We start from the raw sequence: 13,496 nt of genomic DNA on the forward strand, positions 1-13,496 counted from the left end.
TAGCGATCGATATCTAATTGCGGGAATGCGGAATTTCTCAACTCTATCATCCCATGTAGCATAATCCATCCAACCTTTGCCGCGTGGTGGTGGATGCAAAATTAATGTGCCGCGATCAAAATTTAATGTAGGAGTACGAGCCATTTATGGAGATTGGGGATTGGGTACTGGGTACTGGGTACTGGGGATTGGGCATTGGGCATTGGGCATTGGTAATTTTTCCATTCGCCATGCCCCATGCGCTATGCCCCATTCCCTAGTCTATTGATTACTAATAACGCAAAAAGTGCATGATTCATCCAAGTAAGTCTGACAAAACCGAACTAGATACGCTCGTTAGTAATGGAATCTATGAGCGAGAAACCAACAATAATCTTGCTGAATCATACAAGGAAGAACGACAAGGCTTTCTACTAAAACGCCACAATTGCAGCCGCAGATTATGTTGATTGTTTGCTTAACTTTAATTTCTTTTTCTATTTACACAAGGCACAATTATAAGAAAAATCTCCGATTTTAAAATCGGTATTTTAGTATAATTCATCAATATTATTTGTTGGGTTTATGTAAAACTCCTATCGGTCGCCGCCATCTTACTTAATTTTTTTGAGTTTATCCTGGTTTTGCCTACGACCTTTGGGAAGATACAGTAAATACTGCTAGTAGAATAGAATCAGATGGTATATAGCAGTCCTAAACCTGTCGTGAAAAATAAGATCCCCGACTTCTCAAAGAAGTCGGGGATCGGAGTCTCTTGATTTTCACAACTGATTTAGGATTGCTATAGTAGGTAGAATCCAAGTTTGTGAAGCAACTTGTCAGCTTTTGAAGGATAAATACTTATTTGAGAAACGAGGTTTAATTGAGGTTAAACGCAAATAAAAACTGCTCACTTATATACTAAAATAAATCAACATAAAAAATAAATATATCTATGCTTTTTGATGGACACTAAAAAATAAATATATATAATTAGAGTGACAGTTATCAAGTTATTGCACATTTGCTAAAACTAGTTTTACTACTTTAGATAGATTCACCCCAAGTAACCGCTTAAATGTGTATTTTTCCGATGCATAATAAATGTTGAGCGATGTCTACAACGGGCTACGCCAACGCATTGTCTAGCTGATTTTGGGAATAATCCTTTAGCTAGCTGCATACAAGGAGAAGCCACATTGAAAGGAACACGTTCCCTTCTAGCGCCCTATGCTGTGACATTATTAGCTGTTGGTAGTGCATTGCTACTAACACTATTGCTACAGCCACTACTGAAACCAACTATTTTCCTGCTATTTTTTCCTGCCGTGACGGTTAGTACCAGGTATGGCGGTATGAAAGCAGGGTTATTAGGTACTGCTTTGTCTACTTTAGCCGTCAGCTTCTTTTTCTTAGAGCCAGTGTTTTCGCTTTTTGTTGATAATCTTGACAGCATAGGGCGGTTAGGCTTGTTTATGCTGGTGGCAACACTTATTAGCTTGCTCACCTCAGAGTTACGCACGAGTTTGCAGAAGCTACAGGTGAGCGAGGCAAAATTTAGAAGGTTGGTAGAGTCCAACATCATTGGGGTAATTGTAGCCAATATGGACAGGGCGATGCCTACGGCGGGCTACGCCTACGCAGAAGCTAACGATGCTTTTTTAACAATGGTAGGTTATTCGCGGGAGGATTTGCTAACAGGGCTTCGATGGCACGACATGATAGCACCAAAATATATTGAAGCTAACAACAGTGCAATCGCAGAACTCAAAACCAAAGGCGTGTGTCAGCCTTTTGAGAACGAATACATCCGCAAAGATGATAGCCGCGTTCCCATTCTATTAGGTTGCGCCTTATTAGAAAATAATCCAGAACATGTTATCTGTTCTGTACTTGATTTAAGCGAACGCAAACAAGTAGAGCTTGCCTTTTCCAAAAGCGAAGAACGCTACCGCGCTTTTTTAGAGCAGAGTTCAGAAGGTATTTGGTGTATGGAATTGGAAGTACCAATTTCGCCAGATTGTCCTGAAGATGAACAAATTCAACATTTTTATCAATATGGTTACTTAGGGGAATGCAACAATGCTATGGCGCAGATGTATGGCTTTTCTCGTGCCGAAGAAATTATCAGCGCCAGACTAGGAGACTTTGTTGTTCCTTCCGATCCACATAATATTGCATACCTATGTAATTTTATTCGTTCTAACTACCGACTCATTGATGCAGAGTCTCATGAAATAGATAAGCAAGGTAATTCCAAATATTTTTTGAATAATCTGGTGGGAATTGTCGAAAATGGCCTTTTAATCAGAGCATGGGGAACTCAACGCGACATCACAGAACGCAAGCAAGTAGAAGCGGCACTGTGTCAACGAGAAGATCAACTCCGCCTGATTACAAATGCTGTACCCGTCCAAATTTCCTATGTTGATGGCGAACAGCGTTATCGCTTTAATAACAAAGGGTATGAAGACTGGTTTGGAATTCCTACTTCAGAAATTTATGGTAAACACATTAGAGAAATTGTCGGAGAATCTGTTTATGAGTCAATTCTTCCTTATATAGAAACGGTACTTTCAGGAGAACAAGTAACTTACGAAACCCAAGTACCCGATAAAGATGGCACAAATCATTATGTGAATGTCACTTACGTTCCTCAGTTCAGTCAGCAAGGAAAAGTTGAAGGATTTGTTGCCCTAATCACAGATATTACACTTCACAAGTTAGCAGAAGCAGCTCTCAAACAGAGCGAGAAACGGTTAAGGACACTCACAGAAAAAGCCCGCGTGATTCCTTGGGAGCTAAATGCTACTACCGGAAATTTTACTTATGTAGGGCCCCAAACCGTTGATATTCTTGGCTATCTTTTGTCAGACTGGTACACCGAGAATTTCTGGGAAAAATACATGCATCCAGAAGATCGAAAGTGGGCTATCCAGTATTGCCAAGAATCTTCTTTATCACTGGATAATTACGAATTTGAATACAGAATGTTGGCTGCTGATGGCAAAGTCGTATGGTTGTATGACATTGTTAATGTGGTGCGGGATGAAAATGGGCCACAGCTATTACATGGATTCATGATTGACATTACTGCTCGCAAGCAAGCAGAGCAAGAACGCGAACAATTGCTTGAGCGCGAACAAGCAGCACGCGCCGATGCCGAAGCTGCAAACCGCATGAAAGATGAATTTCTCGCCACACTCTCCCACGAACTCCGCACACCCTTAAACGCCGTCTTGGGCTGGGCGCAGCTACTTAGGAATCGCAAGTTTGATGAAACTACTACTGCGCGGGCACTAGAGACAATCGAGCGTAACACTAAATCCCTAGCTCAACTAATCGAAGATGTCTTAGATGTCTCACGGATTATTAGAGGCACACTCCATTTAAATATTCATCGGGTAAAACTTGTACCACTTGTAGAGGCCGCAATCGATACTGTATACCCAGCAGCCCAGGCCAAAGAGATTAGCATAAACTGTCAATTCGACCCGGAATTAGGGGTAGTTGCAGGTGATGCCAGCCGCTTGCAACAAGTAGTGTGGAATTTGCTCTCTAACGCCGTTAAGTTTACACCCAAGGGGGGAAGAATTGATGTGCAATTAGAGCGCGTTGAATCATGCGTGCAAATTCGGGTGAGCGATACAGGAGTAGGAATTGCTGGCGAATTCCTGTCGCATGTATTTGAACGCTTCCGTCAAGAAGATAGTTCGATCACGCGATCGCATGGTGGATTAGGATTAGGGTTAGCGATCGTCCGCCACTTAGTAGAATTACACGGCGGCACAGTCTCTGCGGAAAGTTCAGGAATTGGACAGGGGGCGACATTCGTTGTCAATTTGCCAATGAAAGCCGTCTATATAGAGCCTAATACCGCAGAGCAGCCTTCATCTGTTGGAGATACCCAAGACGCGAACAATTACCTGCCAAAGCTAGATGACTTGCGGGTGCTGATTGTTGATGATGAGGCCGACGCGCGTCATTTGCTCACCATGATTCTAGGACAGTATGGGGCCCAAGTCATGGCTGCTCCATCTGCAAGTGATGCACTGCTGGCCCTGCAAGAATTTCGTCCCCATATACTGGTAAGCGATATTGGTATGCCACAAGAAGACGGCTACACACTAATACGTCAAGTCAGGGCGTTACCAGCAGACCAAGGTGGGCGGATTCCAGCAGTAGCACTGACAGCCTATGCTAGGGCAGAAGATCGCACGCAAGCTCTGTTAGCAGGCTTTCAACTCCATGTCCCCAAACCAGTTAATCCGGGCGAGTTAGCAGCCGTAATTGCCAACCTTACCGGACGTACTTGAATAGTTTAATAAAAATTTTGTGTTGACTGTTGACTGCTGACCGTTGACTGTTAACTGTCAGCAGCTAACAAACCTCATATATCCAAAATCTTTAGTCTACTTCAGTAGACTTTAGCTGTTAGCCTGAAACTTTAGTTCAAGGCAGGTGAGTCAAGCCTTCAGTTAAGCTATTTCTAGTTTTTATAAAAATCAGTTCTAATTCATTCTTGTAGTCAGTGGATTGCAAGTTGAGATGATGAAATTACTGAACCATTAACTGGATAACAGAGGCTATATTCAGTTTTCAAGGATATAGGTGTATCTAGTATTGCTTATGAATCAGCCTACAATAAAATCTTGGCAAGAAGTTCTCGCTACGTTTAAAAAAATCTGGGGTTATGAAGATTTTCGTCCGCCACAAGGAGAAATTGTCAGCAGTTTATTGTCACAAAAAGATGCGCTGATTATTATGCCTACAGGTGGCGGAAAGTCAATTTGTTTTCAACTTCCCGCGCTACTACAAACAGGATTAACTTTGGTAGTTTCGCCCTTAGTGGCGTTGATGGAAAATCAAGTTCAGGAACTATTACAAAGTAATCAAAAAGCAGCACTTTTGCATAGTGAATTACCTTCATCTCAACGCCGTGCCACTCTGCAAGCTTTAGAACGTCAACAGCTAAGATTGCTTTATTTGTCCCCAGAAACTTTGCTAAGTGCGCCAGTGTGGGAGAGATTATGTCAACCGCAATTGCAAATTAATGGCTTAATTTTGGATGAAGCTCATTGTTTAGTGCAGTGGGGTGACACATTTCGCCCAGCTTATCGCAGATTAGGGGCTGTGCGTCCGGCATTGCTAAAATCAAAACCACCAGGAACAAAAATCAGCATCGCCGCTTTTACCGCGACTGCTGACCCGTTAGCGCAAAAGATTATTCAAACAGTTTTACAATTACAGCAACCAGAGATTTTCCGGTTGAATCCCTACCGTCCTAATTTGCATCCCAGCGTTCGCATTGCTTGGACACCACGAGGTAGAAAACAACAATTATTAAAGTTTATTCAAAATAGACCGCAACAATCGGGGTTAGTTTATGTTCGCACTAGGAGAGATAGCGAAGATTTAGCCCAATGGTTAGCAGAGATGGGCTATGAAACAGCTAGTTATCATGCGGGATTGGGTGCAAGCGAACGCCGTGAAGTAGAAGCAAGCTGGTTAGGTGGCAAAATTCCCTTTGTTGTATGTACCTGTGCGTTTGGCATGGGGATTAATAAAAGCAATGTCAGGTGGGTTGCCCACTTTCACGCACCACATTTGCTATCTGAATATGTGCAAGAAATAGGTCGCGCTGGAAGGGATGGGAAACCGGCAGAAGCGTTGACATTGGTAAGTGAACCTACGGGATGGTTAGATCCAGAGGATAAGCAAAGACAGGAGTTTTTTCAAGAAAAAATGCGATCGCAACAGCAAATAGCGCAGCAACTTGTGAAAAAATTACCAAAACAGGGAGAAGTGAATGCAGTAACCCGACAATTTCCTGAAGGTGCTACGGCGCTAGCTTTACTCCATAGCAGTGGTCAGCTAAACTGGCTTGATCCTTTTCATTACACCATTGCTCAAAAAGCGGGAAATCAACCACCAACGCAATTACACGCTGCTAAACAGATGCATCAATACCTGACAACTAAGCAGTGTCGTTGGCAGTTTTTGTTAAATGCCTTTGGTTTTGACAAAGAAGCTGCTAACTTGCGTTGCGGACATTGCGATAATTGCCGTCAATGAGTCTTTAATACTCATTCACGAGGATAAAAGGTGGATGAACGGAGCTAAAAGCCTCGTTCACGAGGATAAAAGGTGGATGAACGGAGCTAAAAGCCTCGTTCACGAGGATAAAAGGTGGATGAACGGAGCTAAAAGCCTTGTTCACGAGGATAAAAGGTGGATGAACGGAGCTAAAAGCCTCGTTCACGAGGATAAAAGGTGGATGAACGGAGCTAAAAGCCTCGTTCACGAAGATAAAAGACTCGTTCAGGAGATCAATACCTTATCCCTTATTTTCCAATGAGGTTCACCCAATAGGATGAATTGTCATTTTCATAACCAAGTAACAATAGGGAAGTTAAGTAGAGGATGAAAATATGGCATCTGCTCAAGCGCCCTCCCTACCACCACTGATTCCGCGCGAAATTCTGTTTGGGAATCCCGAAAAAACCAGCCCACAACTCTCGCCTGATGGCAAGTACTTGGCATATATTGCCCCTGATGAGAAAAATGTCTTGCAGGTTTGGTTGCGAACTGTAGGACAAGAAGACGACCAGATACTAACTGCCGACAAAAAGCGCGGTATCCGCATTTTCTTCTGGACTTATAACGCCAACCAGTTGATTTATATGCAGGATTTGGATGGCGACGAGAACTTTCACCTCCACTTGGTTAATATTCACTCCAAGATTGTGCGTGACTTAACGCCATTCCAGGGCGTGAAAGCCGAACTTGTAGAACTGGAACCAAAATTTCCAGATGAAGCGCTGGTAGCTTTGAACTTGAACAATCCCCAAAAGTTTGACGTTTACCGCATCAACCTCAAAAATGGTGCGGTTGAGTTCGACACTGACAACCCCGGTAACATTATCAGTTGGACATCTGACGCTGATTTCCAAATACGTGCAGCAACAGCTAGCGCACCGGGTGGTGGTTACGACCTCTTATTGCATAAACCCGATAAACAGTGGGAAATTCTTCGCCATTGGGGGTCAGACGAAGAAGGGAATTCTGTAAGTTTCTCGGCTGATGGTAAAACCCTTTATATTGAAGGGAATCACGATGCTAACGCCAAACGTCTGTTAGCTGTTGACTTAGACACCCGTCAAGAAACTGTCATTGCTGAAGACCAACAGTATGATGTCGTGGGGATAATTATTCAACCACTAACGCGAGTTATCCAAGCAGTTTCTTTCTACAAAGATAAACAAGAATGGCAAGTAATTGACCAGAGTATCGCCGCAGATTTTGAGGAAATCGCTAAGGTGCGTCCTGGAGAATTCTCTGTAATTAGCCGCGACTTGGAAGATAAAACTTGGGCTTTAGCTTATAGAACTGACGATGGCCCAGTTTATTACTATGCCTATAACCGAGAGTCAAAAACTAGTACCTTCCTCTTTAGTAACCAACCCAAACTCGAAACGTTGCAGTTAGCTTCAATGCAACCAATTTCTTACGAAGCACGGGATGGTTTAACTATCCACAGTTACCTGACAACCCCTGTCGGAATACCTACCCAGAATCTCCCAACAGTACTCCTGGTTCATGGTGGCCCTTGGGCGCGGGATACTTGGGGTTTCTCTCCCACAGCGCAATGGCTAGCAAACCGGGGTTATGCTGTTCTGCAAGTGAACTTTCGCGGTTCTACTGGTTATGGTAAAGCATTTTTGAATGCTGGGAATCGAGAATGGGCTGGCAAAATGCACGATGACTTGATTGACAGCGTGAACTGGTTAGTGGAAAAAGGCATTTCCGACCCGCAAAAGATTGCGATTATGGGCGGTTCTTATGGCGGTTACGCCACTTTAGTGGGGTTAACTTTTACACCAGAAATCTTTGCGGCTGGTGTGGATATTGTGGGGCCAAGTAACCTGATTACTTTGATAGAAACTATACCGCCTTATTGGGAACCATTGAAGGCAATGCTTTCTCATCGTGTCGGTAACTTAGAGACAGAAGAGGAATTTTTGAAATCGCGATCGCCTTTATTCTACGCTGACCGAATTCAAAAACCTTTACTTATCGGTCAAGGTGCAAATGATCCGCGAGTGAAACAATCAGAAAGCGATCAAATTGTCAATGCAATGCAGCAGGCTGGTTTGCCAGTACAATATGCACTTTACACAGATGAAGGACATGGTTTTGCCAGACCAGAAAATCGGCTGCACTTTTTTGCGATCGCAGAAGAGTTTCTTGCCAAATACTTAGGTGGCAGATTTGAACCTTTAGCAGATATCCCCGGTCATTCAGGAATTGTTAGATAAAGTCTTACGCATGGTGGTTAGTGTAATTCACTAGCCACCTTTTGGCTGAAGTTGACCAGAATTGAAGAAGAATTCAGAAGTCAGAATTCAGGAATCAGAATCAAGAGGCTCTCTACGAGACGTATATTCCATTGAGCAAAGATCGGGGCGGCAAAACCGACGACTCTACCAAGCTACCGATTTAGGAAAAATGACTCTAGAGGATGCTAAAGAAAAGGTACAGGAATTATTTGGCGAATTGTTCAAGGAGTTGTAGTGAGTGCTGAGTATGGAGTGGGCGATATGAAGGAGCAGTAGAAACCTTTTAGCTCCTAACTCCTAACTCAAAACTCAGCACTATTCAAGAGAGGCTTTCTAAAAACTGCTTGAAATGAGGTTGCTCTGGATTGATATCAAGTTCTTTTGCTCTTGCTAAAACCTGTTCACGGTTCAGCTTTTGTTGAGTTGCAAAGGCAATGAGTGCTAAGGCGCTGGCTCGTCCACCTGCACCACAATGAAAATATACAGGAGTCGGCAATTCTTCTAGTTCTCTGAGAACTTTTGCAGTCAAGTTATCGTTAGCTTGGGTTGACTTGAGTGGAACATTGACATATTCAAGACCTACCGCTTGGGCATGTTGTTGTTCGTCTTCTAACACTCCAGTTTCATCAAGCGATCGCAGATTTACCACAGACTTATATCCTTGAGCGGCAAGCTGTTTTAGTGTCTCTGGCGTTGGCTGTCCACCTGCCGAAAACTCATCGCTTACCTTCTTGACATCACTCATATATACCCCGTAATCTCGACTCTATTACCGTACTTAAGAGTTGAACGCATAGTATCATAAATTAATTTCTAAGTATATAGATTTCAGATTTCCGCTATCGAATTTCGATATCTTAATTCTGTCATGATCATTAATCAGGAAAAATATAATGACACAAGAAGCTGAGGATATCCAGAAAGAGCAAGAAGTAGTTTCCTATAACGTTTTAACTCCCAGACAAAAGAAGCAGCGATTAACAGAGCTGGCAACGGTGTTTTTACGACTGGGGACGATCGCTTTTGGTGGCCCTGCTGCCCACATCGCCATGATGGACAATGAAGTAGTGAATCGCCGTCAGTGGATGAGCCGAGAGAAACTGCTAGATTTGCTGGGGATTACGAATTTGATTCCAGGCCCCAACTCGACAGAATTAGCGATTCACATTGGCTACGAAAGAGCCGGATGGCGTGGTTTAGTAGTTGCGGGTAGCTGCTTTATTCTACCTGCGATGCTGATAGTTTGGGCATTAGCCGCCATTTATGCTCGCTATCAAACAGTTCCCCAAGTGGAATGGCTGCTCTATGGAATTAAACCTGTAATAATTGCGATCGTGATTCAGGCTGTGTGGAATCTGGGGAAAAAGGCAGCTAAAGATGTGCCGACGATTATTGCAGGGATAGCAGGAATCGCAGCGTATTTAGTTGGATTAAACGAAATTTTGGTGCTGATTTTACTAGGTATCGCTGTCATGCTAGTGAAGAATTGGCAAGCTAGAGGACACACAAGTGGAGTATTCCTGTTACCTATTTCAGGTATTCTGGCGCAGGTTGGTAGTACAACAGCAGCAGTTACATCAGTCAGTTGGATTAGCGTCTTTGTCTTTTTTCTCAAAATTGGATGTGTTCTCTATGGCAGTGGTTATGTGTTGCTGGCATTTCTGCAACGGGATTTGGTCGAGCGCAACCAGTGGCTAACATCACAACAGCTTTTAGATGCCGTAGCGATCGGGCAGTTTACACCGGGGCCTGTTTTCACCACCGCAACATTTATTGGGTATTTGCTAGCAGGGAATGCTGGGGCAATTGCTGCTACAATTGGCATTTTTTTGCCAGCTTTTGTGCTGGTTTGGGTGGTTAATCCTTGGGTTCCTAAGTTACGTCAATCTCCTTGGGCAAGTGGATTTCTGGATGGTGTGAATGCGGCTTCTCTCGGATTAATGGCAGGAGTAACTTACACATTAGGACGAGCCGCGCTAGTGGATTGGTTAACAATTATCGTAGCAATTGTGAGTGCGATCGCTGTGTTTAAATTTAAAATAAATTCTGCCTGGTTAGTACTGGCAGGAGGAGCGATCGGATTTGCTTCACACATATTATTAGGTTAAAAATAGCGATAAAAAAGTGGTTCTATTTTTTTGTTTACGGCTAAATTTTAACTTTTTGCTTTTGACTTATTCGGTAATTATCTGACTCCCAAGCTTGGAGTAATTACTGTGCTGTTAATTGTAAATTGGGGAATATAGTAGAAGCGATGTCTACGACGGGCTACGCCTACGCAAAATAGTTTCTCGCCAAATATTTAGGCGGTAGATTTGAATCTTTGGGAGATATTCAAGGTCATTCAGGAATAGTGAAATAAAGTCTCACGCATGGTGATTAGTGTAATTCACCAACCACCTTAATATTTTTAATTTGAAAAGATTTATCCATACAACAACTGATTCCTAATTTCATCAGCCGTTAGTGTGCTTACCAGAATGCCAATCCGTTGCGCGATTTCATAAGCATTTTTCTGAGGCACAACGATAATCCCAAAATGTTCTTTATTCTCCTCTATATACCGGAGATGCAACCGCTCAAAATCGACACGGTTATGTGTCAGAATACATCTGCCTACAGAAGTTGCAAATTCAAGTTGTTCACGGTCAGTTTTGCCGAGTGTTGCTTGTTCAGGAACAGTTGTGATATCCAGACCGCGCGAACGTAACAGTGTAGAAACCAACGCTGACATGTCCTCATCACTGTAAAGTGCAGCATAAACCGTCACGATGTCCCCAATATAGCTTTTACAGATGGATGGATTAATTCATCGGGTACTCGGTTTAGCTCAATGTATTCATTAATCTCCGCCTGATGATCGAGATAAAAACTCAAGGCATCAAATACTTGTGCTAGGGTCAGATGTGGCAAATGGTTCGGGATTTCTTCTGGCATAATCCCCAATCGCCACAAACCGACAATAGCACGAACAGATGTCCGAGTACCTATAATAATCGGCTCTCCACTCAAAATTTCCGGGTTGCGGGTCACGTAGCGCGAGGATGTTTCAGCAAACATAAAACGAATGAAGGAATCAGAACTGGTGTTGCCTCTAGTTTACCAATAGTTCTGATCACTAATGGGCTGGTTTATTAGTGCTATATGTACTTTACAGTGATGAAGGACACGGTTTTGCCAGATTATATAATTGCTAAATATCAAATGGATCTATGATTTTAGGATTTTTTTCAAATTCCATTTTATATTCTCTTAATGCTTGTTTAAAATTTTCAGAAGTTACACCATTAGGACACATTCTAAACTTCCTACATAAATCATCTAAACTGATTGCTCTATCTTTTTCAAAAAAATATTGTTTATATTTTGTTAAATCTTCATGCGTGGATACATAGTTTGTATCCTTCATATCATTAATCATGATATCAGGAGGATTTGCCTGATACTTTTGCATTGCATCTACTATGACTGAATAATATTGCTCAATAGGATGCAATTTATATTTTTTTAAAGTAAAAATTATTATTTCAATAGCATTCATAAGATATATATTGAATTGAATGATTATACTTCTAATATAAAAATTAGCGAATTATAAATGGTAAATACACTTAAATTTACAACGGCGCTTGCACCTCTCAAATCACTTTGTCTGTCTGCCTTTTAACCATATTGCTTTATCCAGGGTTGAGTACTTGCTCTGTAGTTAGCTGTAATTCTGGTAAAATAGTAGAAGCGATCGCAATGTTTCCTGTAAATCTAGTTTCTTCATAAAACCCGTCAACTAATATCAGTACGGTAACTGTATTTATTTGTGGATCAACAATCCAATATTCAGGAATTCCCCTTGCAAATGGATCGGCGGTTAGTAGTGCTAACCGCTCTTCAATTCGCTCTTCTAATTCTGGCTGTCGTCTTACTAATCGCTTAAATGCCCGTTTAAACGATGATGCCAGAATTACAGTTCTCACTTGCGTAACTCATCCATTATTTGAGTAACTGTTCCACGGAACACTTTACCCGCCTGGTATTCAACCTGTGCTTGAGCGATATTAGCAGCAATTTCAGAACGCCGCCGTTCTGCTAACCGATGACGTATCAGATCAATTAGTGCTTCTTGTTCATCTACCGATAAATTCTCGATGCTTTCTAGAACTTGATCTAACCTGGAGACTGAGGTCATTATTTATTATTACCTTGGTTGCAGTACATAACTATTACGTATGCCTAAAATTGCTGCAAAAATCGCAAATCACTAGCATATAACCGACGAATATCATCGATTTGGTGTAACACCATTGCAAAACGTTCTACACCAAAACCGGCAGCAAACCCAGTATAAACTTCTGGGTCATAACCCACAGACTTAAGTACATTTGGATCGACCATACCGCAACCCATTACCTCCAGCCAGCGACCATTCCACTGCAAATCTACTTCAGCCGAGGGTTCAGTAAACGGAAAATAACTGGCGCGGAAGCGAATTGGCAAATCGCCAAATATTGTTTGTAAAAATACTTTAATTGTGCCTTTGAGGTCTGTAAAAGTTAGTCCCTCGTCAATGGCTAAAAGTTCTATTTGATGGAAAACAGCCGAGTGAGTCGCGTCTACATTATCTCGTCGATAAACTCGCCCTGGAGCCACAACCCGAATCGGTGGTTCTTCTCTTTCCATGTAACGAATTTGCACTGACGATGTATGAGTGCGTAAAAGATTACCATCTGGCAGGTAGAAGGTATCCTGCATATCACGGGCGGGGTGGTCAGGCGGGGTATTAAGAGCCTCGAAATTATAGTAATCTGTTTCCATTTCTGGCCCTTGAGCCACGGTGTAGCCCATACCAACAAAAATATCTAGTGCCCGATCAATAATTCCATTGAGGGGATGAATACGACCTTGGGGGCTGTAAATTCCCGGCATAGTAACATCTAGAGTTTCCGCCTCTAGCTGTACCTGAATTTGCGCGGCTTCCAAGGCGAGGCGTTGCTGGTCTAGACTAGTTTGCAAAGATTCTTTGACTGTATTGGCGATCGCTCCAATTTTTGGCCGTTCCTCTGCACTCATCTGCCCCATACTTCGCAACAGTGCCCCCAGTTCCCCTTTTTTACCCAGATAGTTAACTCTGAGTTCCTCCAGACGTTCTAGGGTGTCGGCGGCTGCGATCGCTTTTTCTCCTTC

14 protein-coding genes and 1 pseudogene are annotated in these 13,496 nt (G+C 42.6%); 7 read left to right on the top strand and 8 right to left on the bottom strand.

Annotated elements, in window-relative coordinates; all coding sequences use genetic code 11:
• The coding region (locus tag VE944_RS31705; protein WP_324987100.1) for a hypothetical protein at window positions 1–144 on the bottom strand (144 nt) is incomplete at its 3' end.
• Window positions 145–625: 481 nt separating this feature from the next.
• On the opposite strand from VE944_RS31705, the pseudogene VE944_RS34275 reads away from it, so the two are divergent.
• From VE944_RS34275 to VE944_RS31730, 6 genes and pseudogenes are all read left to right on the top strand, one after another.
• Window positions 626–688 (top strand): annotated as a pseudogene (locus tag VE944_RS34275) (adenylate/guanylate cyclase domain-containing protein); the annotation flags it as partial.
• A 490-nt stretch (window positions 689–1,178) separates the two neighbouring features.
• On the top strand, window positions 1,179–4,295 hold the full coding sequence (locus VE944_RS31710) for a hybrid sensor histidine kinase/response regulator (protein ID WP_324987062.1): 3,117 nt from the start codon (window positions 1,179–1,181) through the stop codon (window positions 4,293–4,295).
• Window positions 4,296–4,608: 313 nt separating this feature from the next.
• Window positions 4,609–6,054, top strand: coding sequence for a RecQ family ATP-dependent DNA helicase (locus VE944_RS31715; RefSeq protein ID WP_324987065.1), 1,446 nt, complete (start codon window positions 4,609–4,611; stop codon window positions 6,052–6,054).
• Window positions 6,055–6,088: 34 nt separating this feature from the next.
• A complete protein-coding gene (locus VE944_RS31720; RefSeq protein ID WP_324987068.1) occupies window positions 6,089–6,337 on the top strand; it encodes a hypothetical protein in 249 nt (82 codons plus the stop codon).
• Window positions 6,338–6,410: 73 nt separating this feature from the next.
• A complete protein-coding gene (locus VE944_RS31725; protein ID WP_324987071.1) occupies window positions 6,411–8,297 on the top strand; it encodes a S9 family peptidase in 1,887 nt (628 codons plus the stop codon).
• A gap of 61 nt (window positions 8,298–8,358) precedes the next feature.
• The gene (locus VE944_RS31730; RefSeq protein ID WP_324987074.1) at window positions 8,359–8,553 is read left to right on the top strand and encodes a hypothetical protein; all 195 of its coding nucleotides are present in this window, start codon (window positions 8,359–8,361) and stop codon (window positions 8,551–8,553) included.
• Between the two features lie 84 nt (window positions 8,554–8,637).
• Here VE944_RS31730 and VE944_RS31735 read toward each other — a convergent pair whose 3' ends face one another.
• Complete coding sequence (locus tag VE944_RS31735; RefSeq protein WP_324987077.1) at window positions 8,638–9,063, bottom strand: protein tyrosine phosphatase family protein; 426 nt, start codon at window positions 9,061–9,063, stop codon at window positions 8,638–8,640.
• Between the two features lie 148 nt (window positions 9,064–9,211).
• Between VE944_RS31735 and VE944_RS31740 the strand changes: the two genes are divergently transcribed.
• Window positions 9,212–10,426 (top strand): chromate transporter, encoded by a 1,215-nt coding sequence (locus tag VE944_RS31740; RefSeq protein WP_324987080.1) that lies wholly within the window; start codon window positions 9,212–9,214, stop codon window positions 10,424–10,426.
• 317 nt (window positions 10,427–10,743) lie between these two features.
• On the opposite strand, the gene VE944_RS31745 is transcribed toward VE944_RS31740, so the two are convergent.
• From VE944_RS31745 to pheS, 6 genes are all read right to left on the bottom strand, one after another.
• The gene (locus VE944_RS31745) at window positions 10,744–11,088 is read right to left on the bottom strand and encodes a DUF5615 family PIN-like protein (protein WP_324987082.1); all 345 of its coding nucleotides are present in this window, start codon (window positions 11,086–11,088) and stop codon (window positions 10,744–10,746) included.
• Complete coding sequence (locus tag VE944_RS31750) at window positions 11,085–11,378, bottom strand: DUF433 domain-containing protein (protein WP_324987085.1); 294 nt, start codon at window positions 11,376–11,378, stop codon at window positions 11,085–11,087. The genes VE944_RS31745 and VE944_RS31750 overlap by 4 nt, the downstream gene beginning before the upstream one ends.
• 133 nt (window positions 11,379–11,511) lie before the next feature.
• Window positions 11,512–11,859: a hypothetical protein gene (locus VE944_RS31755; protein WP_324987088.1), complete on the bottom strand. Its 348-nt coding sequence runs from the start codon at window positions 11,857–11,859 to the stop codon at window positions 11,512–11,514.
• A gap of 136 nt (window positions 11,860–11,995) precedes the next feature.
• Window positions 11,996–12,289: a Uma2 family endonuclease gene (locus VE944_RS31760; protein WP_324987092.1), complete on the bottom strand. Its 294-nt coding sequence runs from the start codon at window positions 12,287–12,289 to the stop codon at window positions 11,996–11,998.
• Window positions 12,286–12,501, bottom strand: coding sequence for a hypothetical protein (locus VE944_RS31765; RefSeq protein WP_229454704.1), 216 nt, complete (start codon window positions 12,499–12,501; stop codon window positions 12,286–12,288). Before VE944_RS31765 ends, VE944_RS31760 begins: the two co-directional genes overlap by 4 nt.
• 44 nt (window positions 12,502–12,545) lie before the next feature.
• Window positions 12,546–13,496, bottom strand: a 951-nt coding sequence (pheS, locus tag VE944_RS31770; RefSeq protein ID WP_324987097.1) for a phenylalanine--tRNA ligase subunit alpha, incomplete at its 5' end; no start/stop codon positions are given.

The organism is Nostoc sp., assembly GCF_035638895.1.
Lineage (GTDB): Bacteria > Cyanobacteriota > Cyanobacteriia > Cyanobacteriales > Nostocaceae > Nostoc.

Coding starts and splice junctions, on each gene's coding strand:
- VE944_RS31715 (WP_324987065.1), top strand. CDS start 4,609: ATGAATCAGCCTACAATAAAATCTTGGCAAGAAGTTCTCGCTACGTTT.
- VE944_RS31735 (WP_324987077.1), bottom strand. CDS start 9,063: ATGAGTGATGTCAAGAAGGTAAGCGATGAGTTTTCGGCAGGTGGACAG.
- VE944_RS31755 (WP_324987088.1), bottom strand. CDS start 11,859: ATGAATGCTATTGAAATAATAATTTTTACTTTAAAAAAATATAAATTG.
- VE944_RS31750 (WP_324987085.1), bottom strand. CDS start 11,378: ATGTTTGCTGAAACATCCTCGCGCTACGTGACCCGCAACCCGGAAATT.
- VE944_RS31740 (WP_324987080.1), top strand. CDS start 9,212: ATGACACAAGAAGCTGAGGATATCCAGAAAGAGCAAGAAGTAGTTTCC.
- VE944_RS31765 (WP_229454704.1), bottom strand. CDS start 12,501: ATGACCTCAGTCTCCAGGTTAGATCAAGTTCTAGAAAGCATCGAGAAT.
- VE944_RS31720 (WP_324987068.1), top strand. CDS start 6,089: ATGAACGGAGCTAAAAGCCTCGTTCACGAGGATAAAAGGTGGATGAAC.
- VE944_RS31725 (WP_324987071.1), top strand. CDS start 6,411: ATGGCATCTGCTCAAGCGCCCTCCCTACCACCACTGATTCCGCGCGAA.